The sequence below is a fragment of the Variovorax sp. FG153 genome (assembly GCF_057809595.1).
In genome coordinates, this window is the sequence record NZ_JBMDKG010000047.1 from 37441 (window position 1) to 63044 (window position 25604).

Here is a 25604-nt window from a genome sequence, read left to right on the forward strand (position 1 = left end):
ACGATGTTCGAACGTGTGATCCGATTCGCCATCGAGCAGCGCTGGCTGGTGCTGCTCGCGGTGCTGGGCATGGCCGCGCTCGGCGTGTTCAGCTACCAGAAGCTGCCCATCGACGCGGTGCCCGACATCACCAACGTGCAGGTGCAGATCAACACCGCCGCGCCCGGCTACTCGCCGCTGGAGACCGAGCAGCGCGTGACCTACCCGATCGAGACCGTGATGGCCGGCCTGCCGGGCCTGCAGCAGACGCGCTCGCTGTCGCGCTACGGCCTGTCGCAGGTGACCGTGATCTTCAAGGACGGCACCGACATCTACTTCGCGCGCCAGCTCGTCAACGAGCGCATCCAGTCGGCGCGCGAGAAGATGCCCGAGGGGATCTCGCCGGTGGTGGGGCCGATCTCCACCGGCCTGGGCGAGATCTACCTCTGGACCGTGGAGACGGAAGAGGGCGCGAAGCGGCCCGACGGCCAGCCCTACACGTCGACCGACCTGCGCGAGATCCAGGACTGGATCATCAAGCCGCAGCTGCGCAACGTGCCGGGCGTGACCGAGATCAACTCCATCGGCGGCTACGCCAAGGAGTTCCAGATCGCGCCCGATCCCGCCAAGCTGCTCGCGCACGGCCTCACGATGACCGACATCGTGACCGCGCTCGACCGCAACAACGCCAACGTGGGCGCGGGCTACATCGAGAAGCGCGGCGAGCAGTACCTGATCCGCGCGCCGGGCCAGGTGAAGTCGGTCGAGGACATCGGCAACGTGATCCTCGGCAACGCGCAGGGCGTGCCGCTGCGCGTGTCCGACGTGGCGCAGGTCGGCATCGGCCAGGAGCTGCGCACGGGCGCCGCCACCGACAACGGCCGCGAGGTGGTGCTGGGCACGGTGTTCATGCTGATCGGCGAGAACAGCCGCAGCGTCTCGCAGGCGGTCGACCGCAAGATGCAGGAGATCAACCGCACCCTGCCCGAGGGCGTGAAGGCGGTGACGGTGTACGACCGCACGGTGCTGGTCGACAAGGCCATCGCCACGGTGAAGAAGAACCTGCTCGAGGGCGCGGTGCTGGTGATCGCGATCCTGTTCCTGTTCCTCGGCAACATCCGAGCGGCCGTCATCACCGCGCTGGTGATCCCGCTGTCGATGCTGTTCACCTTCACCGGCATGGTGAACCAGCGCATCAGCGCCAACCTCATGAGCCTGGGCGCGCTGGACTTCGGCATCATCATCGACGGCGCAGTGGTGATCGTGGAGAACTGCGTGCGGCGCCTGGCCCATGCGCAGGCCCACAAGGGCCGGCCGCTCACGCGCAGCGAACGCTTCCACGAGGTCTTCGCGGCCTCGCAGGAGGCGCGCCGGCCGCTGCTGTTCGGCCAGCTCATCATCATGATCGTGTACCTGCCGATCTTCGCGCTCACCGGCGTCGAGGGGAAGCTGTTCCACCCGATGGCCTTCACGGTGGTGATCGCGCTGCTGGGCGCGATGATCCTGTCGATCACCTTCATTCCGGCGGCCGTGGCGCTGTTCATCGGCAGCAAGGTCGGCGAGAAGGAGAACCGGCTGATGACCTGGGCGCGCCGCGCCTACGAGCCGCTGCTGGCGCGCGTGATGAACGCCAAGCCGCTGGTGATCACGCTGGCCTCGGTGGCGGTGGTGCTCTCGGGCCTCTTGGCCACGCGCCTGGGCACCGAGTTCGTGCCCAGCCTCAGCGAGGGCGACTTCGCGATCCAGGCGCTGCGCATCCCGGGCACCAGCCTCACGCAGTCGGTCGAGATGCAGCAGCAGCTCGAGCGCACGCTGAAGGCCAAGTTCCCCGAGATCGAGCGCGTGTTCGCGCGCACCGGCACGGCCGAGATCGCCTCCGACCCGATGCCGCCGAACATCTCCGACGGCTACATCATGCTCAAGCCCGAGAGCGAATGGCCCACGCCCAAGCGCAGCCGCGCCGAGCTGCTGGTGGCGGTGCAGGAGGAGGTCGAGAAGCTGCCGGGCAACAACTACGAGTTCTCGCAGCCGATCCAGCTGCGCTTCAACGAGCTGATCTCGGGCGTGCGCAGCGACGTGGCGGTGAAGATCTTCGGCGACGACATGGCGGTGCTCGAGAAGACCGCCGCGCAGGTGGCCGGCGTGCTCAACGGCATCGCAGGCGCGGCCGAGGTCAAGGTCGAGCAGACCACGGGCCTGCCGATGCTCACGGTGGAGATCGACCGCGGCAAGACCGCGCGCTACGGCCTCAACGTGGGCGACGTGCAGGACGCGATCTCGACCGCGGTCGGCGGCCGCGAGGCCGGCACCCTGTTCGACGGCGACCGGCGCTTCGGCATCGTGGTGCGCCTGCCCGAGAACCTGCGCACCGACCTGGAGGCGATCCAGCGGCTGCCGATCGCGCTGCCGCGCGGCACGGCCGCGCCCACGGGCGTTGCCGGCAGCACGGTGCAGGGCGCCACCGGCGCCGCGCCCGAGGGCCAGCGGCTGAGCTTCATCCCGCTCGGCGAGGTCGCCACCTTGTCGGTCGCGCCCGGCCCCAACCAGGTCAGCCGCGAGGACGGCAAGCGCCGCATCGTGGTCAGCGCCAACGTGCGCGGGCGCGACCTCGGCTCCTTCGTGGCCGAGGCCGAGCAGGCGATGCAGTCGGTGCGCATCCCCGTGGGCTACTGGACCGACTGGGGCGGCCAGTACGAGAACCTCGAGTCGGCGACGAAGCGGCTGCAGATCGTGGTGCCGGTGTCGCTGATGCTGGTGTTCGTGCTGCTGTTCGCGATGTTCGGCAACCTCAAGGACGGCCTGCTGGTCTTCACCGGCATCCCGTTCGCGCTCACCGGCGGCATCGTGGCGCTGTGGCTGCGCGACATCCCGCTGTCGATCTCGGCCGCGGTGGGCTTCATCGCGCTGTCGGGCGTGGCGGTGCTCAACGGGCTGGTGATGCTGTCCTTCATCCGCAACCTGCGCGAGGGCGGCCTGCCGCTCGATGCCGCGATCCGCGAGGGCGCGCTGACCCGGCTGCGGCCGGTGCTGATGACCGCGCTGGTGGCCTCGCTGGGCTTCGTGCCGATGGCCATCGCCACCGGCACCGGCGCCGAGGTGCAGCGGCCGTTGGCCACGGTGGTGATCGGCGGTATCCTGTCCTCGACCGCGCTCACGCTGCTGGTGCTGCCGCTGCTCTACCGGATCGCGCACCGGCGCGACGACGAGGAGGACGAAGCGGCGCTGCTGGAACGTCGGCAGGGCGCGCCCATCGACCCCGAACCGCAGGCATCCCATGGCCCATGAGCATTCGCACGGCGCCGGCGCCAACGAGAAGGCACTGCGCTGGGCGCTGCTGCTGACCTCGACCTACCTCGTGGCGGAGGTGGTCGGCGGGCTGGTCTCGGGCAGCCTCGCGCTGCTGTCCGATGCCGCCCACATGTTCACCGACACGGTGGCGCTGGCGATCTCGCTGGCCGCCATCCGCATCGGCCGGCGGCCGGCCGACCGGCGCCGCACCTTCGGCTACCACCGCTTCGAGATCCTCGCGGCGGTGCTCAACGCGGTGCTGCTGTTCCTGGTGGCGATCTACGTGCTCTACGAGGCCTGGCGGCGCATCGCGGCGCCGGCCGAGATCCAGTCGACCATGATGCTGCTCGTGGCCGCGGGCGGGCTGGTCGTCAACCTGATCGGCATGCGCCTGCTGGCCAGCGGCAAGGACAGGAGCCTCAACGTCAAGGGCGCCTACCTCGAGGTCTGGGCCGACATGCTGGGCTCGGTGGGCGTGATCGTCGGCGCCCTGGTGATCCGCTTCACCGGCTGGGCCTGGGTCGATTCGCTGATCGCGGTGGCCATCGGCCTGTGGGTGCTGCCGCGCACCTGGCGCCTGCTGCGCGAGAGCCTCAACGTGCTGCTCGAGGGCGTGCCCGACGAGGTCGACTTGCCCGAGTTGGAGCGCGCGCTGCTCGCGAGCGAGGGCGTGGCCAGCCTGCACGACCTGCACGTGTGGGCGCTGTCCAGCGGCAAGGTGAGCCTCAGCGTGCACGTGGTGAGCGCGCCCGGTATCGACGACCTCGCGCCGCTGGTGCAGCGGTTGCGCGCGCTGCTGGCCGAGCGCTTCGATATCCACCATTCGACCGTGCAGGCCGAGCGCGTGCCTTGCGAGCAGGCGGGGGAGACGCACGGCTTCGGCGCCTGAGCAGTCCGTGACTCGCGGATGGCGCACAATCCGCCGCGAATCACAGCACACAGGACCGATGAGCCGCAGCCACCGCCAGTCTTATTCGCCTTCCATCGAGGCCGCCGCCCGCGAGCCGCGGCGCCGCAGAAGCGACGCACCCTCGCATTCGCCGATGGCCTTCGACGCGGCATCGGTGCCCGCGGATTCCGCGTCCCCCACGAGGACCTGGCGCTCGACGGTGGTCGGCGCCGCCATCGGCTTCGGCATCGCGCTGGCGCTGGCCATGCAATGGCTCATGACCTGGCAGCTCGACAACGCGCAGCAGCGCCGCGAGCAGCAGAAGCAGCTGCGTGCGGCCGCCTCGCGCTGCTACGAGCAGGCGTCGAATGCCGCGGTGCAGGCCTGCCTCAAGGAGGTCGAGGCCCGGGGCGCGGCGGTCCAGCCCTGAAGCTTCAGCGCGCGGGCCGGATCGCCGACTTCGGGCGGAAGGCCTTGCAGACCGTGTCGTCGGTCTCGAGGTAGGGCCCGCCGATCAGGTCGATGCAGTAGGGCACGGCCGCGAAGATGCCGGGCACGAGCTGCGTGCCCTCGGCGTCCTTCAGGCCCTCGAGCGTTTCCGCGATCGACTTGGGCTGTCCCGGCAGGTTGATGATCAGGCTCCTGTCGCGGATCACCGCGACCTGGCGCGAGAGGATCGCGGTCGGCACGAAGCGCAGGCTGATCTGGCGCATCTGCTCGCCGAAGCCCGGCATCTCCTTGTGGGCCACGGCCAGCGTGGCCTCGGGCGTCACGTCGCGCAGCGCGGGGCCGGTGCCGCCGGTGGTCAGCACCAGCGAGCAGCCGGCGTCGACCAGCTCGATCAGCGCGGCGCTGATGCCGGGTGCCTCGTCGGGGATCAGCCGGGGCTCGAAGTCGATCGGATTCTTGAGCGCGCGGCGCAGCCAGTCCTGCAGCGCGGGCAGGCCCTTGTCTTCATAGGCGCCGCTCGAGGCGCGGTCGCTGATCGAGACGATGCCGATGCGTACGGGATCGAAATCGCTCATGCGTCCTCCTCGCGGTCCTGCGCCGCCGCGGCCGCCGCATGGTCGTCGCCGCCATGCACCGCGAGCTGCTCGCGCACGAGCTGGAACACCTCGCGGTAGGCCTTGCCCTGGCGCGGCGCCTCGCCGGCCGGGCCGGCCTTGATGTCCTTGCGCGCCTGGCGCACGAGGGCGCGCAGCTGCTGGGCATCGGTGGCCGGGTGGGTCTCGATCCAGCCGCCGAGCGCATCGTCGTCGGCGATCAGGCGATCGCGCCAGCGCTCCGCCTCGTGCAGCAGCGCGGTCTCGGCGGCCGGGCCGCTGGACTGCTCGGCCAGCGCGGCGCGCACGGCCTCGAGCGTGGGCTCGTCGAGCTTGCGCATCAGCTTGCCGATGAACTGCATCTGGCGGCGCTTGCCCTCGAAGTTGGTGATGCGCTTGGCCTCGCGGATCGCCTCGACCAGCTTCTCGTCGAGCGGCAGCGCGTCGAACAGCGCGGCGCGCAGGGTCATGAGCTCTTCGCCGAGCTTCTGCAGTTCGGCGCTCTCGCGCTTGAGGTCGGTGCGGCTGGCGTCGTCGGTGCCCTTGAGCTCGCGCTTGAGCTCCAGGTCGAGTTCGCTGCCTTCGGCGACGAACTGGCCGCGGACGAAGTAGCCTTTTTTGGGTTTGCGGGACATGGGGATGGATTCTGTGCCGCGCCGCGCGGCGGTGCAACGCGGCGGGACCGAGGGGAAAACGGTGCCAAACGGGGAACGGGGGGCGCAAGTATCATAGCCACCCACATGACGACCTCTTCCTCGCGCGCCGACTCCGGCTTCGCCTACAGCCGCTCCTTCTTCGAAAACCTGGTCGATTCGGCCCTGGCCCATGCCAAGAAGCTGGGGGCCACCAACGCGGGGGCCGAAGCTTCCGAGGGCTGCGGCCTCAGCGTCTCGGTGCGCAAGGGCGAACTCGAGAACGTCGAGCGCAACCGCGACAAGTCGCTGGGCGTCACCGTCTACGTCGGCCACCGGCGCGGCAATGCCAGCACCTCCGACTTCTCCGAGGCGGCCATCGCCCAGACCGTGCAGGCGGCCTACGACATCGCGCGCTTCACGGCCGAGGACCCGGTCAGCGGCCTGCCCGACGAGGCCGACATCGCCAAGGAGCATCCCGACCTCGACCTGTTCCACCCCTGGGCGGTGACGAGCGAGCAGGCCGCGAAGCTGGCGCTCGAGTGCGAGGCGGCCGCGCTGTCGACCGACAAGCGCATCACCAACAGCGAAGGCGCGGGCGTCTCGGCCCAGCAGAGCCACTTCTTCAGCGCCCACACCCACGGTTTCCGCGGCGGCTACGCGAGTTCGCGCCATTCGATCTCGGTGGCGCCGATCGCCGGCAAGGGCGACAACATGCAGCGCGACGCCTGGTACAGCTCGATGCGCTCGGCCGACGAGCTCGCGAGCCCGCAGGCCGTGGGCCGCTACGCCGCCGAGCGCGCGCTGAGCCGCCTGAAGTCGCGCAAGATCAAGACCGTGGAATGCCCGGTGCTGTTCGAGTCGCCGCTGGCCGCGGGCCTGCTCGGCGGGCTCGTGCAGGCCACCAGCGGCGGCGCGCTCTACCGCAAGAGCACCTTCCTGCTCGACTCGCTCGGCAAGCCCGTGCTGCCCTCGCACGTCGACGTGAGCGAAGACCCGCACGTGCTGCGCGGCAAGGGCAGCTCGCCCTTCGACGACGAGGGCGTGGTCACCCGCGCGCGCAAGGTGGTCGACGCGGGCCGGCTCGAGGGCTATTTCCTCTCGACCTACTCGGCGCGCAAGCTCGGCATGAAGACCACCGGCAATGCCGGCGGCTCGCACAACCTGGTGCTGAGCTCGCGCCTCACGCAGGCCGGCGACGACCTCGACGCCATGCTGCAGAAGCTGGGCACCGGCCTGTTCGTCATCGAGCTGATGGGGCAGGGCGTGAACTACGTGACCGGCGACTACTCGCGCGGCGCCAGCGGCTTCTGGGTCGAGAAGGGCCGCATCGCGTTCCCGGTGGAGGAGATCACCATCGCCGGCAACCTCAAGGACATGCTGATGGGGATTGAAGCCATCGGGGCCGATGCTTACACTTTCGGCGCCAAGACGACGGGCTCGCTGCTGGTCAACCGCATGAAGGTCGCTGGCGCCTGATCCCCCGGGGAATGGGCGCCGCGGTCGCGGCATCCGGTTGGCGGCCTGATGGCAGGGAGACAACGAACGATGAACCGACCCCAGCGCGCCGCCCGCAAACCCGAACTCGAACACGAACTGCTGCGCGACCCGCGCCTGGGCTTCGAGCCCGCAGGCGGCGGCACCGTGCGCTGCCTGCAGCACGGCGTGCCCTGGCCCTTCGACTGCTGGCACTACCACGACGAGTACGAGCTGCAGATCATCAACCGCACCACCGGCCAGGCCTTCGTGGGCAACCACATCGGCCGCTTCGAGCCCGGCTACGTGGCGCTGGTGGGCTCGCGGCTGCCGCACACCTGGATCTCCGACGACGTGCCGGCCGAGGGCATCGCCGACCGCAGCATGGTGATCCACTTCCGCGAGGAGCCGCTGCGCAAGGGCTCGGCGCTGTTCCCCGAGATCGACGCGGTGCTGCCGATGCTCGACCGCGCGCGCCGCGGCATCGAGTTCTTCGGCATCGGCGAGGTGGCGCGCGAGCGCTTCCAGCGCGTGCAGGCGCACGAGGGCATGGCGCGGCTGGCGGAGTTCATCGGCCTGCTGCACGAGCTCGCGCGCTGGGAGGACTGGCGCCTGATCTCGAGCGAGGACGAGCCCTCCGACGGCGACCCCGCCACCAGCACGCGCATGCGCCGCGTGCTCGACCACCTCGACGAGCACCTGGCCGAGGAGATCTCGCTGGCCTCGGTCAGCGCCATCGCGAACATGGCCGAGAGCAGCTTCTCGCGCTACTTCCACCGCCAGATGGGCAGCACCTTCACCGAGTTCGTGACCCGGCTGCGCATCGCCAAGGCCTGCCAGATGCTGCAGACCTCGGACCGACTGGTCAGCGACATCTGCTACGAGGTCGGCTTCTTCAACATCGCGAACTTCAACCGCCGCTTCCTGCAGCACAAGGGCATGACACCCAGCGCCTACCGCCAGCAGGCGCAGGAGCGCTTCGGGCTGCGCACCGTCCACTACCCGCCCACGACCCCGGTAAAACCCCAGTCGGCCTGGTCATGAAAGTACCAGTACCCCGTTTGGGGGGTACGCGGCGCCGCTGAGCCGCTGCATACGCTTCACCCCGTCCCGCCACCGTCGCGCTGTCCCCGAAACAGGGCGCCCGGCACGGCGGGCTTGTTCCCCGGCTTCGGCCGGCGATCCGCAACAAGTTCAACGGAGACAAGCGATGTTCAAGGAATCCGCAGGGAGGCGCGCCCGCGTCCGCACGCTGCTCGTGGCGCTGCTGGCGACCGGTGCCGCTGGTGCCGCGCTGGCGCAGGGCGCGATGTGCAAGGAGGACGTGCGGGTGCTGGCGCAGCCGCGTGACGGCCTGACCTTGCTCGAAAAGTACAAGGACGAGTTCAAGGTCCTGGCCGGCGCCTCGTTCAGCATTGACAACCTCAACGAGAACGACCGCCGCACCAAGACGCGCGCCGATGCCTCGACCGTGGGCAAGTACCACGTCTACTACGTGGACGAGGCCAACGTGCCGCTGTTCGCGCAGTCGAAGTGGATCGTGCCGCTCGCGAAGTACTACCCGGCCGACTACGACTACGCCGACTTCGACCCGGGCCGCCAGAAGGTCGCCACCTATGCGGGCGAGGCCTGGTTCGCGCCGCTGACCGGCGGCGGCGACCTGATGGTCTACCGCAAGGACCTGCTCGAGAAGGCCGGCATCAAGCCACCGGCCACGCTCGAGGAATTCGTGGCCGCCGCGAAGAAGCTCAACGACCCGGCCAACGGCGTCTACGGCGTGGCACTGCGCGGCCAGCGCGGCTCGGGCGCGAACGTGTGGCGCTGGATGCCGTACTTCCGCGGCTATGGCGGCCAGTGGTTCGACGGCGACAAGCCGGTGTTCGACTCGCCCGCCGCGCTCAAGGCCACGCAGACCTACCTCGAGCTCTTCAAGTACTCGGCGCCCGGCACCAAGACCGGCGGCTGGGACGAGGCCACCGGCGCCTTCCTCGCGGGCAAGGTGGCGCTGCTGGTCGAGTCGACGCCGCTCGCGGGCAACGCGCTCGATCCCAAGATGTCGACCGTGATCGGCAAGATCGCCTATGCCACGCCGCCAGCGCCGCTGACCGGCGGCGGCTACGGCCACGGCCTGGCGATCGGCGCCAAGGCCAACAAGAGCGAGGAGGCGAAGAAGTGCGCCGGCCTCTTCATCGCCTGGGCCACCTCGAAGAAGAACGAGCAGCGCCGCCTCGCCGAGGGCCAGTTCGGCGAGCTGAACCGCACCAGCGTGCTGGGCAGTCCCGAGTTCGCGAAGCGCTACGGCGCCGACCTCGGCAAGGCGCTGGCCGACACCGGCAAGCTCACCGCGGTCAACTTCTGGCAGGACCCGGCCTGGCCCGACCTCGGCGATCGCTGGGGGATCATCCTCGAGGAGCTGATCACCGGCTCGCGCACCGACATCCAGGCCGGCCTCGACGAGCTCGACGGCTATGCCAAGCAGCTGATCGCGCGGCGCCGCAAGTGAGCCGCCCGGCCCCGCGTTCCTTGCGAGTCCCGCGATGACCCTTCACAAGACCCGACTGCCGCTCGTCTTCATCGGCCCCGGCCTGCTCGTGCTCGCGGTGCTGGCGCTGGTGCCCACCGTGTTCGCCATCGCCGTGTCGCTGCAGGACCGCGAGCTCGGCCAGTCCGACATCGGCTGGGTGTGGTTCTCCAACTACCTGCAGCTGTTCTCGGACCGGCGCTTCCTCAACTCGGTCGGCGTCTCGCTGACCTGGGAGCTGCTGACCGTGAGCGCCACCATGGGGCTCGCGGTGCTGCTCGGCGTGCTGCTGTTCCAGAGCGCCACGCCGCGCTGGCGCAACCTGCTGTGCATGCTGTTCATCGTGCCGGTGCTGCTGCCGCGCGTGTCGGCCGCCTTCGTCTGGAAGTTCGCCTTCCATCCGCTGTTCGGCCTCTTGACCTGGCCCTACAAGGCGATCACCGGCGAGCCGCTGGACCTGCTGGCGCAGCCGCTCACGGCGCTGCTCACGGTGGCCTTCGTCGACGTCTGGCAGTGGGGCCTGTTCTTCGCGGTGATCGTGCTCAAGCTGCTCGAGACCCTGCCGCCGCAGCCCTTCGAGGCGGCGCGCATGGACCATGCGAAGCCCTGGGAGGTCTACGCCTTCGTCGCGCTGCCGATGCTGCGCGCGCCGCTGATCAGCCTCGCTTTCGTGAAGATGATCGAGTCGCTGCGCGCCTTCGACCTGATCTACGTGATGACGCGCGGCGGCCCCGGCATCTCGACCGAGACCCTCGACATGTACGCCTTCTCGCAGGGCTTCATCGAGTCGGGCCGCATCTCCTACGCCTCGAGCATGGCCGTGCTGATGATGGTGGCCTCGACCGTGGCCTTCACCTACCTCTGGAAATGGACCCGGCCCGCATGACCCCCGCCACGACTTCCGCCGCGCCCGTGCTGCGCGCCGGCGATGCGCCCGCCGTCCGCCCGGCCGCGCGCCGGCGCCTGGGCCTCGGCACCCTGGTGGCGCGGCTGGTGCTCGCCGCCGCCGCGCTCTCGGCGCTGGTGCCGGTGCTCTGGACCTTCCTCAACTCGTTCAAGAACCGGGTCGACATCGTCTCGGCGACGCCGAAGTTCCTCTTCACGCCCACGCTCGAGAACTATGCCTACGTGCTGGGCCGCGAGGCGGTGGCGCAGGGGCTCGTCAACTCGCTCGTGGTGGTGGGCTCGGCCGTGCTGATCGGCGCGCTGCTGGGCCTGCCCGCGGCCTATGCGCTGGCGCGCTACCCGGTGCGGCGCGCCGACGACATCCAGTTCTTCGTGCTGTCGATGCGTTTCCTGCCGCCGGTGGCGGTGGCGATCCCGCTGATGGTGATCTGGCTGCAGCTCGAGCTCTACGACACGCGCATCGCGCTGATCGTGACCTACACGCTGCTCACGCTGTCGACCGTGATCTGGCTCGCGATCCCGGCCTTCAAGGCGGTGCCCCGGGAGGTGGAGGAGGCCGGCCGCGTCGACGGCTACGGCCCCTACGCGATCTTCTTCAAGGTGGCGCTGCCGATCGCCGCGCGCTCGCTGGTCGGCGCCATCGCCTTCGGCTTCGTGCTGGTGTGGAACGAGTTCCTGATCGCGCTGATGCTGACCACCTCGGACGCCAAGACGCTGCCCATCGTGGCCTCGGAGCTGAGCCAGCTCGGGCGCGACGTGCCCTGGGGCATCCTGAATGCCTCCGTGATCCTGCTGTCGCTGCCGCCGCTCCTGATGATCGGCGTGCTCAGCGGCTTCCTCAACGCGGCCTTCAAGCGCAAGCGCGACGCGGCATGAAGACCGCGCATCCCCTTTCCGAGAGACGCAACAACATGTCCGCCATCAGCTGTCACAAGATCATCAAGCGCTACGGCGACACGCAAGTGGTGCACCAGTTCGACCTCGACGTCTGCGACAACGAGTTCGTCGTCTTCCTCGGCCCCTCGGGCTGCGGCAAGTCGACCATCCTGCGCATGCTCGCGGGCCTGGAGGACATCAGCGGCGGCGAGCTGCTGATCGGCGGCACGCGCGTCAACGACCTGCCGCCGCAGGAGCGCGGCATCGCGATGGTGTTCCAGAACTACGCGCTCTATCCGCACATGAGCGTGCGCGACAACATCGCCTTCGGGCTCAAGCGCCTGAAGGTGCCGAAGAGCGAGATCGCGCGCCGCGTCAAGGAGGTGTCGGACACGCTGGGCCTGGAGCGCTACCTCGAGCGCCGGCCGACCGAGCTCTCGGGCGGCCAGCAGCAGCGCGTGGCGATCGCGCGCGCGATGATCAAGACGCCCAAGGTGTTCCTGTTCGACGAGCCGCTGTCGAACCTCGACGCCAAGCTGCGCAACCACATGCGCGTGGAGATAGCGCGGCTGCACCAGACGCTGCGCACCACCACGGTCTATGTCACGCACGACCAGCACGAGGCCATGACCCTGGCCGACCGCATCGTGCTGCTGCGCGACGGCCGCATCGAGCAGGTGGGCTCGCCGCGCGAGATCTACGAGAACCCGCGCTCGGCCTTCGTGGCCGGCTTCATCGGCACGCCGCCGATGAACCTGTTCGAGATGACGGTGACGCACGGCGACGAGGGCGCGGTGCTGCGCGGGCACGGCGGCACGGTGCGCGTGGATGCGCGCCGCTTCGCGCTCGAGGGGCGCGAGCGCGTCACGCTCGGCATCCGGCCCGCTCACCTGCTCGCGCGGCCCGACGACGCGGGCGCCTTCGTGGGCCAGGTGCAGCTGGTGGAGTACCTGGGCAACGAGGTGCTCGTGAGCATCGGCGACAGCCCGGGCAGCGAGATCGCCGCGCTGGTGCATTCGGCGCAGGCGCCGCGGCTCGGCGAGCGCGTGCGCTTCGGCATCGACGCGACCCAGCTCCACCTGTTCGATGCGCAGACCGGTGCTTCGCTGCGGCGCGCCGCGGCCGAAGCGCTGCACTGAATACCCGATCGACCCTTTGCAAGAACCTTCCATGAAAGCCCTTGTCCTCGAGAAAGCCCATGAACTCGCGCTGCGCGAGATCGCGCTGCCGCCGCAGCCGGTCGGCCCGCGCGACGTGAAGATCCGCATGCACACCGTCGGTGTCTGCGGCAGCGACGTCCACTACTACCAGCACGGCGGCATCGGGCCCTACGTGGTCGACCAGCCGATGATCCTCGGCCACGAGGCCTCGGGCACGGTGGCCGAGGTCGGCAGCGAGGTCACGCACCTGCGGCCCGGCGACCGGGTCTGCATGGAGCCGGGCATTCCGCAGCTCGACTCGCGCGCCGTGCGCGAAGGCATCTACAACCTCGACCCGGCCGTGCGCTTCTGGGCCACGCCGCCGATCCACGGCTGCCTCACGCCCTACGTGGTGCATCCGGCGGCCTTCACCTTCCGCCTGCCCGACAACGTGAGCTTCGCCGAGGGCGCGATCGTCGAGCCGCTGGCGATCGGCCTGCAGGCCGCGAAGAAGGCCGCGCTCAAGCCCGGCGACGTGGCGGTGGTGGTGGGCGCCGGCACCATCGGCGCGATGACCGTGCTGGCCGCGCTCGCCGGCGGCGCGGCGCGCGTGATCCTGGCCGACCTGGTGCCCGAGAAGCTCGCGCTGTTCGCGAACAACCCGGCCGTGAGCACGGTGAACATCCGCGAGCGCCAGCTGGCCGACGCGGTGCGCGAGCTGACCGACGGCTGGGGCGCCAACGCCGTGTTCGAGGCCAGCGGCAGCGTGCGCGCCTTCGAGGGCATCTTCGAGCTGGCCTGCCCCGGCGGCTGCGTGGTGCTGGTGGGCATTCCACCGGCGCCGGTGGCCTTCGACATCGTCGCGATCCAGGCGAAGGAGCTGCGCATCGAGTCGGTGTTCCGCTACGCCAACATCTTCCCGCGCGCACTCGCGCTGATCGCCTCGGGCCAGGTCGACGTCAAGCCCTTCATCTCGCGCACCTTCGCGTTCGAGGACGGCATCCGCGCCTTCGAGGAGGCGGCGGCGGGGCGGGCGACGGACGTGAAGATCCAGATCGAATTTCCTCTGGAGGCTTGAGCGCGGGGGGCGGGAGCGGGCAGCCGAACGCGGAGGGCGCGAAGGTTGCGCAGAAGTCGCAGAAGGACAGCCAAGAAAATTTCATTGGTTTTTTCTGCGACCTCTGCGCTCTTTTGGCTTTCTTCTGCGTTCGGCTGTCCGATCCCGCTGTCCGGCGTGCAAGGGAAAACGCCGGGGCGGCGCGGCAAAACGCGCCGCTACATTGGGGCGCATCTTTTTTCGAGGCCCCGCTTCCCCGATGCCCCCTCGCTTTCGCAATGCCGTGCTGACGGGCGCCTGTGGCGGCCTGGGGCAGGCCTTGGCGCGCGGGCTGATCGCCGACGGCACGCAGGTGGCGCTGGTGGGGCTCGACCGCGAACGGCTGCGCGCGCTCGAGGCGCTGGCGCCCGGGCGCTGCGCGGTCTACACGCCCGACGTGGCCGACACGGTGGCGATGCAGGCCATGGCCGTCGACTGGATGGCCCGGGCCGGTACGCCCGACCTGGTGATCGCCAACGCGGGCGTGGCCGGCGGCTTCGACACCGCGCAGGCCGAGGACCTCGCGGTGCTGCGCCGCATGCTCGAGATCAACCTGCTGGGCGCCGCGACCACCTTCCAGCCCTTCGTGGCCGCGATGCGCGGCGAGGCGCGCGGCGCTCTGGTCGGCATGGCCAGCATCGCGGGCTGGCGCGGCATGCCGGGCAACGGCGCCTATTGCGCGAGCAAGGCCGGGCTGATCCGCTACCTCGAGAGCCTGCGCGCCGAGCTGCGCGGCAGCGGCGTCGGGGTGCACACGGTGAGCCCGGGCTACATCCGCACCGCGCTGACCGCGGGCAACCGCTTCGCGATGCCGGGGCTGCTCGAGCCCGAGGAGGCCGCGCGCCGCACGCTCGCGGCGGTGGCCGCGGGCCGCGAGCGCATCGTGCTGCCGCGGCGCATCGGCTGGCTCTCGAAGGCGCTCGACTGCCTGCCCGAGGCGCTGCATGACCGGCTCTTGAGCGGCCAGCCGCGCAAGCCGCGCGCGGGCGAGGCCGGCGCCACGCCGATCCCCGGGCTGCCACCCTTTTCATCACCGCCAACGCCGAAGGAAGGCTCGCCGCCAACGTGACAGCGACAGTGCCCACCCACGAACAGATCGCGCTGATCGGCGCCGGCCCCTCGGGCCTCGCCGGTGCCCGCAACCTGCAGAAGCACGGCATTCCCTTCCAGGGTTTCGAGGCGCACGGCGACGTGGGCGGGCTGTGGGACATCGAGAACCCGCGCTCCACGGTCTATCACTCGGCGCACCTGATCTCGAGCAAGAGGACCACCGAGTTCAGCGAATTCCCGATGCCCGACACGGTGGCCGACTACCCGAGCCACCGCGAGCTGCGCCGCTACTTCAGCGACTTCGCCACCCGCTTCGGGCTGCGCGAGCACTACCGCTTCGGTACGCGCGTGCTGCGCGTGGAGCCCACCTCCAACGCGCCCGGCACCACCTGGCAGGTGAGCGTGGGCCCGGCCGACGGCGATGGCGAGGAGGGCGTGGAGACCTTCGAATTCAAGGGCGTGGTGATCGCCAACGGCACGCTGTCCGAGCCCAAGCATCCGCGCTTCGACGGCTATTTCGAGGGCGAGCTGCTGCATACCAGCGACTACAAGCATGCCGAGATCTTCAAGGGCAAGCGGGTGCTGATCGTGGGCGCGGGCAACTCGGGCTGCGACATCGCGGTCGACGCGGTGCACTACGCGAAGTGCGTGGACATCTCGGTGCGGCGCGGCTATTACTTCGTGCCCAAGTACGTGTTCGGCAAGCCGGCCGACACGCTCGGCGGCAGCAAGCCGCTGCCGCCATGGCTCAAGCAGCGGCTGGACGCCATGGTGCTGCAGTGGTTCACCGGCGACCCCACGCGCTTCGGCTTTCCGAAGCCCGACTACCGCATGTACGAGTCGCATCCGATCGTCAATTCGCTGATCCTGCACCACATCGGCCATGGCGACATCGCGGTGCGCGCCGACGTCGAGCGGCTGGCCGGCCACACCGTCTACTTCAAGGACGGCGGCACGCGCGACTACGACCTGATCCTCACCGCCACCGGCTATGCGCTGCACTACCCGTTCATCGACCGCGCGCTGCTCGACTGGCAGGGCATGGCGCCGCGGCTGTACCTCAACATCTTCTCGCCGCGCTTCGAGAACCTCGCGGTGCTCGGCATGATCGAGGCCAGCGGCATCGGCTGGCAGGGGCGCTACGAGCAGGCCGAGCTGGTGGCGCGCTACCTGCGCGCGCAGGCGGCGGGATCGCCCAAGGCCGCGGCGCTGCGCGCGGCCGCCAAGGGGCCTGCGCCCGACCTCTCCGGCGGCTACAAGTACCTGCAGCTCGAGCGCATGGCCTACTACGTGCACAAGGACACCTACCGCGCCGCGGTGCGCGCCGCCTCGGCGGCGCTGGCCGATCCTTCCTGAGCCGACGAAAAAGGACACGCGCCCCATGCTGCCCGTCGACGAGATCCGCCTGCATTTCAACCCGGCCTCGCTGGTGCTGCTCAACGTGGTGCTGGGCTTCCTGATGTTCGGCATCGCGCTCGATACGCGCATCGAGGACTTCAAGCGCGTGGCGCGCATGCCCGGCGCGATGGCGGTGGGCATCGGCGCGCAGTTCATCGTGCTGCCGGCCGTGACCTTCGCGCTCACGTTGCTGCTGAAGCCGGCCCCGAGCATCGCGCTCGGCATGATCCTGGTGGCCTGCTGCCCGCCCGGCAACATCTCGCAGATCCTCACGCACCGCGCGGGCGGCAACGTGGCGCTGTCGGTGTCGATGACCGCGATCTCGAACGCGCTGTCGATCGTGCTGATGCCGCTGAACTTCGCCTTCTGGGGCGGGCTGCATCCGACCGCCGCGCCGCTGCTCCAGACCATCGCGCTCGATCCGCTCGACATGCTGGGCCACATCGTGATGATCATCGGCATTCCCTTCGTGCTCGGCGTGGCATGCGCGCACCGGCTGCCGGGGCTCACGGCGCGCATCAAGAAGCCGGCGCGGATCCTGAGCTTCCTCGCGCTGATCGCCTTCATCGTCGGCGCGATCGCGGGCAACTGGCGCTACTTCCTGGACTACGTGGGGCTGGTGCTGCTGGCCGTGGTGCTGCACGACGCGCTGGCCTTCGGCACCGGCTACATCTGCGCGCGGTTGTCGGGGCTGGCCGACTACGACCGGCGCGCGGTCGCGATCGAGGTCGGCATCCGCAACGCGGGGCTCGGGCTGGTGCTGATCTTCAGCTTCTTCGGCGGGCTCGGCGGCATGGCCGTGGTGGCCGGTGTCTGGGGCTTCTGGGACATCATCGCGGGCCTCGCGCTCGCGAGCTGGTGGGGCCGCCGGCCCGCACGGCCATGACGGCCGCCGCGCGCCGCGTGCTGGTAACGGGCGCCGACGGCTTCCTGGGCCGCGGCGTGCTGGCCGCGCTCGCGCCCAGGCTCGGCCATGGGCAGCTCGAGGGCCTGGTGGCGCTCGACGTGCGCGAGGTGCCGCGCGAGCGCCGGCTGCCGGGCGTGGCCTACCTGGCGCAGGACGTGCGCGAGGCCGGCATCGGCAAGGCCTTCGCCGACCATGCCATCGACACCGTGGTGCACCTGGCCTCGATCGTCACGCCGGGCAGGGACTCGAACCGCGACTTCGAGCATTCGGTCGACGTGGGCGGCACGCGCAACGTGCTCAAGGCCTGCACCATGTACCGGGTCGCGCACATCGTGGTGTCGTCGAGCGGCGCGGCCTACGGCTACCACGCCGACAACCCGGCCTGGATCGACGAGCGCCAGCCGCTGCGCGGCAACGCGGTGTTCGCCTATGCCGACCACAAGCGCCAGGTCGAGGAGCTGCTGGCCGACTGGCGCGCGCGCCACCCCTCGCTGGCGCAGACGGTGCTGCGCATCGGCACCATCCTCGGCGAGCGCGTCGACAACCAGATCACGGCGCTGTTCGAGAAGCGGCGGCTGATCGCGATCCGCGGCAGCGCGAGTCCCTTCGTCTTCGTCTGGGACGAGGACGTGACCGGCGCCATCGCCCATGCGCTCGAGGGCGGCGCGCCGGCCGGCTGCTACAACCTCGCGGGCGATGGCGCGCTGCCGATCCACGAGATCGCGGCGCGGCTGGGCAAGCGCACCGTCGACTTTCCCGCGGGCGTGCTGAAGACGGCGCTGGCGGTGGGCTCGGCGCTCGGCGTGAGCCGCTACGGGCCCGAGCAGCTCGACTTCCTGCGCTACCGGCCGGTGCTGTCGAACACCGCGCTGAAGGAGCGTTTCGGCTACCGCCCGCGCAAGACCAGCGCCGAGGCCTTCGAGGCCTTCGTGGCGGCGCGCGCGGCGCAGGGGCGGCCGGTCACGCGCGGGGCCTAGGCTTTCTCGACGGGTTCGAGCAGGTAGGCGAGCATGCGCCGCGCGTTCAGCGGCAGCTCCTCCGAATTGCGCACGCAGGCCATCAAGGTGCGCTCGGCCCAGGCGTCGGCCAGCGAGGCGCGCGCGATCTTCATCGAACGCGCGCAGCGCGCGGCCGCGGTCTGCGGCAGGATGCCCACGCCGATGCCCTGCTCGACCATGCGGCACACGGCCTCGAAGTTGCGCACCCGCACGCGGTAGGACAGGTGGCGCCCGAGCGCGCGCGCATGCATGGTCACGAGCTGCTGCAGCGCGCTGTCGGCGGGCAGGCCGACGAACTCGCTGTCGACCACCTCGGCCAGCTTCACGCGCCGGCGCCCGGCCAGCGCATGGCCGCGCGGCATCACCAGCACCAGGTCGTCGCGCCGGAACGGATGGCATTCGAGGCCCTCGGTGTCGATGGCGTCGGAGACGATGCCGATGTCGCACAGCCCGGCGCGCAGCGCCTCCACGGTGTCGGGGCTGGGCCGTTCCTCGAGGTCGATCGACACCCGCGGATGCTGCGCCAGGAAGCGCGCCAGCACCTCGGGCAGGTGCTCGGTCAGCGCCGAGGTGCCGCAGAGGAAGCGCACATGGCCCTTGAGGCCCTGGCCGTATTCGCCGAGCTCGCCGCGCAGCCGCTCCATCTGCTGCAGCACCACGCGCGCATGGTGCAGCAGGGTGCGGCCGGCCTCGGTGGGGCGCACGCCCTGGGCATGGCGCGTGAGCAGCGGGGTGCCGAGCGCATCCTCCATGCCGCGGACGCGCTGGCTGGCCGAGGCCAGCGTCATGTGCGAGCGCTGCGCGCCGGCGGTCAGGCTGCCGGCCTCGACGACGTGGAGGAAGAGCCGCAGGTCGGTGAGATCGAATCGCATGGTGAGCCCGCAAGGTAGCACGCCGGCCTCAGTCTGTGCCTGAGGCTCGCTGCGCGAATGCCGGATTCCCGGCCGGCGCCGCGGCCGGCAGACTGCGCGCCGATGACGTCTTCCTCCTTCTCGAACGAACTGGCCGGCCTCGCGGGGCACGGCATCGCCGCCGCGGCGGTCTTCCTGCTGGCCGGCGTGATCAAGGGCGTGATCGGCCTCGGGCTGCCCACGGTGTCGATGGGCCTGCTCGCGCTGTGGATGCGCCCGGTGCAGGCGGCGGCGCTGCTGATCGTGCCCTCGCTGGTCACCAACGTCTGGCAGACCGGACCGCGCGCGAGCTTCCTGCCGGTGCTGCGGCGCATCGGCGGCATGCAGGCCGGGATCGTGGCGGGCACGCTGGGCGGCGCCTGGTGGCTGGGCGTGCCGGCCGGCGCCTGGGCCTCGGTGGCGCTCGGCGTGGCGCTGGTGGCCTATGCGCTGTGGGGGCTGACCGGGCGGCAGCTGAAGGTGGCGCCCGCGCACGAACGCTGGCTCGGGCCGCTGGTCGGCATCGCGACCGGGCTGGTGACGGCCGTGACCGGGGTGTTCGTGGTGCCGGCCGTGCCCTACCTGCAGGCACTGGGCTTCCAGCGCGACGCGCTGATCCAGGCGATGGGGATTTCGTTCACCACCTCGACCGTGGTGCTGGCGATCGGGCTCGCGGGCAATGGCGGCTATCCGCTGGCGGTGCTCGGCGGTTCGGCGCTGATGCTGGTGCCGGCGATCGCGGGCATGGTGCTGGGCACCTGGCTGCGCCAGCGGCTGCCGGTGCCGGTGTTCAGGCGCTGCTTCCTGGTCGGGCTGGGGCTGCTGGGCGCCTACATGGCCGTGCGGGCCATGGGATGAGCGGGAGCCTTCCTCAGCCGGCCGCGACGGGCTGCGTCGACGCCAGCGCGGCGCGCACCCGCTCGATGGTCTGGCGGTAGGGCAGGGCGTAGCCGTCGATCGGTGCCTCGGGCGCCAGCCAGCTGAACGAGAACACCAGGCCGTCCTCCTCGGGACTGCCCATGGCCACATGGTCGAAGTGCTCGGGCAGCGGCCCTTCGGCGTGCATCAGGAACAGGTGCCACAGCTGCGGATGGCGGTGGGTGTTGCCCTCGACGCCGGCCTCGCAGTCGCGCTGCAAGGTGCCTAGCGAGACCAGCGCGCCGGCATGGTCGATGCCCGATTCCTCGAGCAGTTCGCGCCGCACCGCGAACTCGGGCGACTCGCCCGGTTCGATGGTGCCCTTGGGCAGCTGCATGTTGCCGTCCTCGGGATGGCGGAACACCAGCAGCCGGCCGCGCGCGTCGACCAGGCAGGCGCAGGCCTTCGGGATCGCGGCGGCCTCGGTGCCGGCGGTCATGGCGATCAGGCGCCGGTCAGCGCGGCCTTGACCGCGGCGCTCACCAGGCCCATGTCGGCCTTGCCGGCCAGGCGCGTCTTGACCGCGCCCATCACCTTGCCCATGTCGCCCGGGCCCGCGGCGCCGAGCTCGGCCACGATGGCCTTGACCTCGGCGGCGATCTCGTCGGCGCCCATGCGCTGCGGCAGGTAGACCTCGAGCACCTTGATCTCGGCCGCTTCCTTGTCGGCCAGGTCGGCGCGGCCGCCCTGGGTGAAGGCGGTGACCGAGTCCTTGCGCTGCTTCACCAGCTTGTCGACGATGGCCACGACCATGGCGTCGTCGAGCTCGACGCGCTCGTCGACTTCCTTCTGCTTGAGCGCGGCCAGCAGCAGCCGGATCGTGCCCAGGCGCTCGGAGTCCTTGGCGCGCATCGCGGTCTTCATGTCTTCGGTGATCTGTTCTTTGAGGCTCATGGGGTCTCCTGCGGGAAAAAACAAAGCCGCGGCAGGTTTCCCTGGCGCGGCTGGAAGGCAGTTGGCGGGGCGGAGGGCGGCGGGTTCGGTGTTGTCGAATCGGCCGCTGCCTCCGGTGCCAGGGTGCGTCAGTACAGCTTCTTGGGCAGCTGCATGCTGCGAACGCGCTTGTAGTGGCGCTTCACGGCGGCTGCCTTCTTGCGCTTGCGCTCGGCGGTCGGCTTTTCGTAGAACTCGCGGGCGCGCAGGTCGGTCAGCAGGCCGAGCTTTTCGATGGTGCGCTTGAAACGGCGCAGGGCGACGTCGAAGGGCTCGTTTTCTTTAACGCGGATGGTGGTCATCAGGAATCGTTGATTTGAAATTTGGCCGGGGGAGGATCGAGAGCCCCAGGCCGGGGTTCCTCAACAAGAAAAAGTGTGTGGCCGTTGAGGGAAGGCCAAAGTTAGCCGGCGATTATAGCGCGTTTGCGCAGGCGTGGGCACTCGCCCAGGCCCATTGGAAGTTGTAGCCGCCGAGCCAGCCGGTGACATCGACCACTTCGCCGATGAAATACAGGCCCGGCTGTTTCGATTCCATCGTCTGGGACGACAGGTCCCGGGTATCGACGCCGCCGGCCGTGACCTCGGCCTTCTTGTAGCCCTCGGTGCCCGAGGGCACGATCTGCCAGCGCGCGATGCGCTCGGCCAGCGCGGCCAGCGCGCGGTCGGCGGCCTCGTTGATCGGCCGCTGCAGCGCGCCGTCCTGGCCGACCCAGGCATCGGCCAGCCGCGAGGGCACCAGGGCGGCGAGCTCGTTGGCGATGCGCTTCCTCGAGCGCAGCTTGGCCTCGGCGAAGGCCGCGGCCACGTCCACGCCGGGCGCGAAATCGAGCGTGAGCGGCGTGCCGGGCTTCCAGTAGCTCGAGATCTGCAGCACGGCCGGGCCCGAGAGGCCGCGGTGGGTGAACAGCAGGTCCTCCAGGAAGGCCATCTTCTCCTTCCTGGCCCCGGTCTCGATGCGCACCGGCAGCGCCAGCCCGGCCAGTTCGGCATAGGGCGCCCAGGCCTCGCCGCCGAAGGTCAGCGGCACCAGCGCCGGGCGCGGCGCGACCATGCGCAGGCCGAACTGCTCGGCGATGCGGTAGCCGAAGTCGCTGGCGCCGATCTGGGGGATCGACAGGCCGCCGGTGGCGACCACGATCTTCGGCGTTTCGATGGGCCCGCGGCTGCTCTCGATTCGATAGCTGCCGACGCTCGCCCCATCTGCGTTTTCGGCCGAGAACGTGATCTGGCCGATGCGGCAGGGCTGCCAGCGCTCGACCCCGCCGGCCGCGCATTCGGCCAGCAGCATGTCCACGATCTGCTGCGAGGAGCCGTCGCAGAACAGCTGCCCCTTGTGCTTCTCGTGGAAGGCGATGCCGTGCTTCTGCACGAGTTCGATGAACTGCTGCGGCGCATAGCGCGACAGCGCCGAGCGACAGAAATTCGGGTTCTCGCCGATGAAGTGGCGCTGCGGCGCGCGCACGTCGAGGTCGCGGTTGGTGAAATTGGCGCGGCCGCCGCCGGAGATGCGGATCTTCTCGCCCACCTTCTCGCTGTGGTCGAGCAGCAGCACCTTGAGCCCGCGCTGGCCGGCCACGCCCGCGCAGAACAGGCCGGCGGCGCCGGCGCCGATCACCACGGCGTCGAAATGCTTGGCCTCGGTCATTGAAGGACCTCCGTGCTTCGCACTGCGGTGCGAGCTTGCTTGGGGCGGCCCGGCGCGGCGCTCATGGCCCGTCGGCCGCCAGCACCGGCGGCGGGTTGTACTTGAGGTGGCCCACGTAGCGCAGCGGCTGGGTGGCGGCGATCGAGGGCACGTCGCCCTCGCGCATGTGCAGCAGGTCGGCCGGGCTGACCCAGCGCGGGTCGGCGCTGGTGATCGGCAGGCCGGCCCGGTTGTAGGCCTCGAGCACGAACTGCGAGCAGAAGAACTGGTCGTCGCGGCTCGCGCCCAGCTGCACCATGGCCATGCCGCTCATGCAATAGTGGCTGACCGCGCCCGGCATCAGCGGCAGCTCGCACAGCCGGCGATTCAGCACGAAGGGGGCGTTGAGCAGCACGCCCACGGTGTTGTAGCGCACGCCGACCTGCGACAGCGCCCAGGCACGCATGCGCTCGGCACCGGCCGCGTCCACGCCGGGCACGCGGAAGGCCACGACCATCTGTTCCTCGTCGACCACCTCGGCCAGCGCCCGCGCGCGCACGCCGCTGCCCACGGCCTCGGCGATCCGGCCGTCGCCGAGGTAGAGCACCGCATGGCTCACGGGCGAGAAGGTGCCCAGCCGGATGCCGAAGGAGTTCACCGTGGCGATCGAGGTCAGCAGGATGTCGCCGGGCTCCAGCGCATCGGCCGCGATCAGCTCGCCGCCGTTGCCCGGCGCGATCACCGAGCTCTGCACCCGCAGGCGCAGGCCGTTGTCTTGCGAGGGCAGGTCGAGACGGGTGGCGCAGGCCCCGAGCAGCAGGGCGGCGCCCGCGGCAGCGAGGGCCGCGCAGGTCTGGCGGAACGCGCGCATCAGCCCTTCCAGACGAACGGGAACTTCAACTGCTTGAAGAAGCCGTTGGGCACGTAGTCGCCGAGCACGCCGTATTTCTCGGGCCAGAGCCTGGTGCTCTTCACCGCGGTGCCGAACAGGTAGTCGAGGAAGGCGTAGTGCGCCGCGTAGTTCTTGTCGAGCGCTTCCTGGTCCTGGCTGTGGTGCCAGTGGTGGAAGTTGGGCGTCACGATCACGTAGCGCAGCGGGCCGAGCCGCACGCTCACGTTGCAGTGGTTGAACACCGCCTGGAAGCCCACCACCACGATGTAGGCGTCGATCACTTCCTTGCTGAAGCCCAGCACGTAGATCGGCGCCAGCACCAGGGTGCGCGTGATCAGCAGTTCGAGGATGTGCTGGCGCGAGCCGGCCATCCAGTCCATGCTCTTCACGCTGTGGTGCACCGCGTGCAGCCGCCACAGCACCGGCACCTCGTGGTAGGCGCGGTGCGTCCAGTACTGCACCAGGTCGGCCACCAGGATGATCAGCAGCAGCCCGGCCCAGAACGGCAGGTTGCCGACCCAGCCGCGAATGCCGTCGTTGGCGGCCCAGCCGAACAGCTTGTGCACCATGAGGTTGGTGGCCAGCAGCACGAAGCCCACGATCATGTGGTTGACCACGAAGTGGTGGAAGTCGGTCTGCCACTCCTCGCGGAACACGGGCTGGTCCTTGCGCAGCGCGAACAGCTTCTCGATGAAGATGAAGATCAGCGAGGAGCCGAGCAGGTCGAGGATGAACCAGTCGAGGCCGATGTAGGGGGTGTTGTCGGCGAAGTCGTTGACCGGGACCTTGTGGCCGCCGAGCAGGGCCGACAGCACGATCAAGAGGAAGGCGAAGGACGAGAGCCAGCGCGTGCGGTTGAAGATGATGTTGACCAGCGAGAGGCCGCCCGAGACCACCATGGCGACGAGCAGCACCCAGCGCATGAGGTCGACGTTGTAGCTCTTGCGCAGCTCGGGCGTGCTCAGGTACTGCGGGAAGTGGAACACCAGCACGCCGAGGAAGCACAGCACCGCGAGGCTGATGGCGATGGTGCCCGTGACCATGCCCTTGCCACGGCGCAGCTCGCCGTGGCTTTCGGCGAGTTCGTTGAGTTTGTCGATTTCCAGCATGCCCGCCTCTGTCTTGCTTTTTTGTAGGGGCGCGATTTTAGGTCGGGCGGCGCCAAAGCGGTCACCCCCTTCGGGTGGAGCGTCGCCGCAGTAACGCGGCCGCCCCCAGCGCCGCCGCCATGACCAGCAGCGACACCACGGTGGTCACCGTGCCGAGGGCATAGATCGAAGGGGTGGTCACGGTCGAGGTCAGGCCCTGCAACTCGAGCGGCAGGGTGTTGACGTCGCCGATGGCCTGCGAGGTGCGCGCGATCTCGTCCCACGAGAGGGTGAAGCCGAACATGCCGATGCCCACGATCGAGGGGCCGATCAGCGGCAGCACGACGAAGCGGAAGGTCTGCCAGGGCGTGGCGCCGAGGTCGCGCGCGGCCTCCTCGTAGGCCGGGTTGAAGCGGTTGAAGACCGCGAACATGATGAGCAGCCCGAAGGGCAGGGTCCAGGTGAGGTGGGCGCCGAGGGCGGAGCTGAACAGGCCGAGCGCGGTGCCGTAGCCCTCGAGCAGGGTGGTGGCGTCCATGGCGGTCAGCAGGGCCTTGATGCCGCTGTCGAGCAGCCGGAACTGCAGGCCGATGCCCAGCGAAATGATGATCGACGGCATGATCAGGCTCGCGACCGTGACGAAGAACAGGGTGTTGCCGCCCGCGAGCTTCTTGCGGAACGCGAGGCCCGCGAGCACCGAGAGCACGACGGTGAAGCCCATGACCACGGCGCCCAGCGCGAGCGAACGCCGGAACGCGGCGCCGATGTCGACCGTGCCCAGGCCCTCGGCGAGCTTGTGGAACCAGTGCAGCGAGACGCCCCGCAGCGGGAAGGTCAGGCCGCCCTCTGGGCGCTGGAAGCTCAGCACGAAGATCGTGATCATCGGGCCGTAGAGGAACAGCACGAAGAGGGCGAAGACGGTGGCCAGGGGCCAGAAGCCTTTGGGGCGTTTTTCTCGGATGTGGTCGGTCATAAAGTCATTCAGGGCGGATGCACGGGGCACCGGGTACTCCCCTCCGCGAATGTCCCCCGCCTTCGGCTCCTCCTTGATTTCGCTGC

The 25604-nt window shown here is 69.9% G+C and carries 25 protein-coding genes; 15 read left to right on the top strand and 10 right to left on the bottom strand.

What is annotated here, in order from left to right:
- Positions 1-3 precede the first annotated feature (3 nt).
- Genes ACODT0_RS34080 through ACODT0_RS34090 form a run of 3 tightly spaced genes read left to right on the top strand, consistent with a single transcriptional unit; the run spans position 4 to position 4586 of the window.
- Positions 4-3264, top strand: a complete 3261-nt coding sequence (locus tag ACODT0_RS34080) for a CusA/CzcA family heavy metal efflux RND transporter (RefSeq protein ID WP_489043288.1) — start codon at positions 4-6, stop codon at positions 3262-3264.
- Complete coding sequence (locus ACODT0_RS34085; RefSeq protein ID WP_489043289.1) at positions 3254-4156, top strand: cation diffusion facilitator family transporter; 903 nt, start codon at positions 3254-3256, stop codon at positions 4154-4156. The genes ACODT0_RS34080 and ACODT0_RS34085 overlap by 11 nt, the downstream gene beginning before the upstream one ends.
- A gap of 58 nt (positions 4157-4214) precedes the next feature.
- A complete protein-coding gene (locus ACODT0_RS34090; RefSeq protein ID WP_172705412.1) occupies positions 4215-4586 on the top strand; it encodes a hypothetical protein in 372 nt (123 codons plus the stop codon).
- Positions 4587-4590: 4 nt separating this feature from the next.
- On the opposite strand, the gene mog is transcribed toward ACODT0_RS34090, so the two are convergent.
- Together mog and yjgA are read right to left on the bottom strand one after the other, a co-directional pair.
- Positions 4591-5181 (bottom strand): molybdopterin adenylyltransferase, encoded by a 591-nt coding sequence (mog, locus tag ACODT0_RS34095; RefSeq protein ID WP_489043290.1) that lies wholly within the window; start codon positions 5179-5181, stop codon positions 4591-4593.
- Positions 5178-5834 (bottom strand): ribosome biogenesis factor YjgA, encoded by a 657-nt coding sequence (gene yjgA, locus ACODT0_RS34100; protein WP_057592127.1) that lies wholly within the window; start codon positions 5832-5834, stop codon positions 5178-5180. The genes mog and yjgA overlap by 4 nt, the downstream gene beginning before the upstream one ends.
- 105 nt (positions 5835-5939) lie before the next feature.
- On the opposite strand from yjgA, the gene pmbA reads away from it, so the two are divergent.
- From pmbA to ACODT0_RS34155, 11 genes are all read left to right on the top strand, one after another.
- A complete protein-coding gene (pmbA, locus tag ACODT0_RS34105) occupies positions 5940-7310 on the top strand; it encodes a metalloprotease PmbA (RefSeq protein ID WP_261212557.1) in 1371 nt (456 codons plus the stop codon).
- Between the two features lie 69 nt (positions 7311-7379).
- Complete coding sequence (locus tag ACODT0_RS34110) at positions 7380-8351, top strand: helix-turn-helix domain-containing protein (RefSeq protein ID WP_057592129.1); 972 nt, start codon at positions 7380-7382, stop codon at positions 8349-8351.
- Between the two features lie 166 nt (positions 8352-8517).
- Positions 8518-9810 (top strand): ABC transporter substrate-binding protein, encoded by a 1293-nt coding sequence (locus ACODT0_RS34115; protein WP_489043291.1) that lies wholly within the window; start codon positions 8518-8520, stop codon positions 9808-9810.
- Between the two features lie 34 nt (positions 9811-9844).
- A complete protein-coding gene (locus ACODT0_RS34120; RefSeq protein WP_489043292.1) occupies positions 9845-10714 on the top strand; it encodes a carbohydrate ABC transporter permease in 870 nt (289 codons plus the stop codon).
- Positions 10711-11610, top strand: coding sequence for a carbohydrate ABC transporter permease (locus ACODT0_RS34125; protein WP_489043293.1), 900 nt, complete (start codon positions 10711-10713; stop codon positions 11608-11610). Before ACODT0_RS34120 ends, ACODT0_RS34125 begins: the two co-directional genes overlap by 4 nt.
- Positions 11611-11645: 35 nt before the next feature.
- Complete coding sequence (locus ACODT0_RS34130; RefSeq protein ID WP_489043294.1) at positions 11646-12749, top strand: ABC transporter ATP-binding protein; 1104 nt, start codon at positions 11646-11648, stop codon at positions 12747-12749.
- Positions 12750-12780: 31 nt separating this feature from the next.
- Positions 12781-13827 (top strand): NAD(P)-dependent alcohol dehydrogenase, encoded by a 1047-nt coding sequence (locus ACODT0_RS34135; protein ID WP_489043295.1) that lies wholly within the window; start codon positions 12781-12783, stop codon positions 13825-13827.
- Positions 13828-14065: 238 nt separating this feature from the next.
- On the top strand, positions 14066-14914 hold the full coding sequence (locus tag ACODT0_RS34140; RefSeq protein WP_489043296.1) for an SDR family oxidoreductase: 849 nt from the start codon (positions 14066-14068) through the stop codon (positions 14912-14914).
- Positions 14915-14922: 8 nt separating this feature from the next.
- Positions 14923-16251 (top strand): flavin-containing monooxygenase, encoded by a 1329-nt coding sequence (locus ACODT0_RS34145; protein WP_422096490.1) that lies wholly within the window; start codon positions 14923-14925, stop codon positions 16249-16251.
- 25 nt (positions 16252-16276) lie between these two features.
- On the top strand, positions 16277-17179 hold the full coding sequence (locus ACODT0_RS34150) for a bile acid:sodium symporter family protein (protein ID WP_489043297.1): 903 nt from the start codon (positions 16277-16279) through the stop codon (positions 17177-17179).
- On the top strand, positions 17176-18177 hold the full coding sequence (locus ACODT0_RS34155; protein WP_479670342.1) for an NAD-dependent epimerase/dehydratase family protein: 1002 nt from the start codon (positions 17176-17178) through the stop codon (positions 18175-18177). The genes ACODT0_RS34150 and ACODT0_RS34155 overlap by 4 nt, the downstream gene beginning before the upstream one ends.
- Here ACODT0_RS34155 and ACODT0_RS34160 read toward each other — a convergent pair.
- Positions 18174-19070 (bottom strand): LysR family transcriptional regulator, encoded by an 897-nt coding sequence (locus tag ACODT0_RS34160; RefSeq protein ID WP_057592136.1) that lies wholly within the window; start codon positions 19068-19070, stop codon positions 18174-18176. The two genes, ACODT0_RS34155 and ACODT0_RS34160, sit on opposite strands and share 4 nt — an antisense overlap.
- A 102-nt stretch (positions 19071-19172) precedes the next feature.
- Here ACODT0_RS34160 and ACODT0_RS34165 point away from each other — a divergent pair, with 102 nt between their 5' ends.
- The gene (locus tag ACODT0_RS34165; protein ID WP_261212570.1) at positions 19173-19946 is read left to right on the top strand and encodes a sulfite exporter TauE/SafE family protein; all 774 of its coding nucleotides are present in this window, start codon (positions 19173-19175) and stop codon (positions 19944-19946) included.
- A gap of 13 nt (positions 19947-19959) precedes the next feature.
- Here ACODT0_RS34165 and ACODT0_RS34170 read toward each other — a convergent pair whose 3' ends face one another.
- From ACODT0_RS34170 to ACODT0_RS34200, 7 genes are all read right to left on the bottom strand, one after another.
- Positions 19960-20445, bottom strand: coding sequence for an NUDIX domain-containing protein (locus ACODT0_RS34170; protein ID WP_057592138.1), 486 nt, complete (start codon positions 20443-20445; stop codon positions 19960-19962).
- A 5-nt stretch (positions 20446-20450) separates the two neighbouring features.
- Positions 20451-20900 carry a GatB/YqeY domain-containing protein gene (locus ACODT0_RS34175; protein ID WP_057592139.1) on the bottom strand — a complete coding sequence of 150 codons (450 nt, stop codon included), beginning with the start codon at positions 20898-20900 and terminating at the stop codon, positions 20451-20453.
- Between the two features lie 128 nt (positions 20901-21028).
- On the bottom strand, positions 21029-21241 hold the full coding sequence (rpsU, locus tag ACODT0_RS34180) for a 30S ribosomal protein S21 (protein ID WP_007833691.1): 213 nt from the start codon (positions 21239-21241) through the stop codon (positions 21029-21031).
- A 112-nt stretch (positions 21242-21353) separates the two neighbouring features.
- Positions 21354-22586 (bottom strand): BaiN/RdsA family NAD(P)/FAD-dependent oxidoreductase, encoded by a 1233-nt coding sequence (locus ACODT0_RS34185; protein ID WP_489043298.1) that lies wholly within the window; start codon positions 22584-22586, stop codon positions 21354-21356.
- 61 nt (positions 22587-22647) lie between these two features.
- A complete protein-coding gene (locus ACODT0_RS34190; RefSeq protein WP_413762925.1) occupies positions 22648-23436 on the bottom strand; it encodes a YaeF family permuted papain-like enzyme in 789 nt (262 codons plus the stop codon).
- Positions 23436-24566, bottom strand: coding sequence for a sterol desaturase family protein (locus tag ACODT0_RS34195; RefSeq protein WP_057592142.1), 1131 nt, complete (start codon positions 24564-24566; stop codon positions 23436-23438). The genes ACODT0_RS34190 and ACODT0_RS34195 overlap by 1 nt, the downstream gene beginning before the upstream one ends.
- A gap of 61 nt (positions 24567-24627) precedes the next feature.
- Positions 24628-25518, bottom strand: a complete 891-nt coding sequence (locus tag ACODT0_RS34200; protein WP_489043299.1) for an ABC transporter permease — start codon at positions 25516-25518, stop codon at positions 24628-24630.
- Positions 25519-25604 lie beyond the last annotated feature (86 nt).

Bases quoted from the DNA above. Each gene is read 5' to 3' on its own strand.
- ACODT0_RS34110 (WP_057592129.1), top strand. From the start codon at position 7,380: ATGAACCGACCCCAGCGCGCCGCCCGCAAACCCGAACTCGAACACGAA.
- ACODT0_RS34140 (WP_489043296.1), top strand. From the start codon at position 14,066: ATGCCCCCTCGCTTTCGCAATGCCGTGCTGACGGGCGCCTGTGGCGGC.
- yjgA (WP_057592127.1), bottom strand. From the start codon at position 5,834: ATGTCCCGCAAACCCAAAAAAGGCTACTTCGTCCGCGGCCAGTTCGTC.
- ACODT0_RS34135 (WP_489043295.1), top strand. From the start codon at position 12,781: ATGAAAGCCCTTGTCCTCGAGAAAGCCCATGAACTCGCGCTGCGCGAG.
- ACODT0_RS34090 (WP_172705412.1), top strand. From the start codon at position 4,215: ATGAGCCGCAGCCACCGCCAGTCTTATTCGCCTTCCATCGAGGCCGCC.
- ACODT0_RS34115 (WP_489043291.1), top strand. From the start codon at position 8,518: ATGTTCAAGGAATCCGCAGGGAGGCGCGCCCGCGTCCGCACGCTGCTC.
- ACODT0_RS34155 (WP_479670342.1), top strand. From the start codon at position 17,176: ATGACGGCCGCCGCGCGCCGCGTGCTGGTAACGGGCGCCGACGGCTTC.
- ACODT0_RS34175 (WP_057592139.1), bottom strand. From the start codon at position 20,900: ATGAGCCTCAAAGAACAGATCACCGAAGACATGAAGACCGCGATGCGC.
- ACODT0_RS34170 (WP_057592138.1), bottom strand. From the start codon at position 20,445: ATGACCGCCGGCACCGAGGCCGCCGCGATCCCGAAGGCCTGCGCCTGC.
- ACODT0_RS34190 (WP_413762925.1), bottom strand. From the start codon at position 23,436: ATGCGCGCGTTCCGCCAGACCTGCGCGGCCCTCGCTGCCGCGGGCGCC.
- ACODT0_RS34085 (WP_489043289.1), top strand. From the start codon at position 3,254: ATGGCCCATGAGCATTCGCACGGCGCCGGCGCCAACGAGAAGGCACTG.
- ACODT0_RS34165 (WP_261212570.1), top strand. From the start codon at position 19,173: ATGACGTCTTCCTCCTTCTCGAACGAACTGGCCGGCCTCGCGGGGCAC.
- ACODT0_RS34185 (WP_489043298.1), bottom strand. From the start codon at position 22,586: ATGACCGAGGCCAAGCATTTCGACGCCGTGGTGATCGGCGCCGGCGCC.
- ACODT0_RS34120 (WP_489043292.1), top strand. From the start codon at position 9,845: ATGACCCTTCACAAGACCCGACTGCCGCTCGTCTTCATCGGCCCCGGC.
- ACODT0_RS34125 (WP_489043293.1), top strand. From the start codon at position 10,711: ATGACCCCCGCCACGACTTCCGCCGCGCCCGTGCTGCGCGCCGGCGAT.
- ACODT0_RS34080 (WP_489043288.1), top strand. From the start codon at position 4: ATGTTCGAACGTGTGATCCGATTCGCCATCGAGCAGCGCTGGCTGGTG.
- mog (WP_489043290.1), bottom strand. From the start codon at position 5,181: ATGAGCGATTTCGATCCCGTACGCATCGGCATCGTCTCGATCAGCGAC.
- ACODT0_RS34195 (WP_057592142.1), bottom strand. From the start codon at position 24,566: ATGCTGGAAATCGACAAACTCAACGAACTCGCCGAAAGCCACGGCGAG.
- ACODT0_RS34160 (WP_057592136.1), bottom strand. From the start codon at position 19,070: ATGCGATTCGATCTCACCGACCTGCGGCTCTTCCTCCACGTCGTCGAG.
- ACODT0_RS34200 (WP_489043299.1), bottom strand. From the start codon at position 25,518: ATGACCGACCACATCCGAGAAAAACGCCCCAAAGGCTTCTGGCCCCTG.
- rpsU (WP_007833691.1), bottom strand. From the start codon at position 21,241: ATGACCACCATCCGCGTTAAAGAAAACGAGCCCTTCGACGTCGCCCTG.
- ACODT0_RS34130 (WP_489043294.1), top strand. From the start codon at position 11,646: ATGTCCGCCATCAGCTGTCACAAGATCATCAAGCGCTACGGCGACACG.
- pmbA (WP_261212557.1), top strand. From the start codon at position 5,940: ATGACGACCTCTTCCTCGCGCGCCGACTCCGGCTTCGCCTACAGCCGC.
- ACODT0_RS34150 (WP_489043297.1), top strand. From the start codon at position 16,277: ATGCTGCCCGTCGACGAGATCCGCCTGCATTTCAACCCGGCCTCGCTG.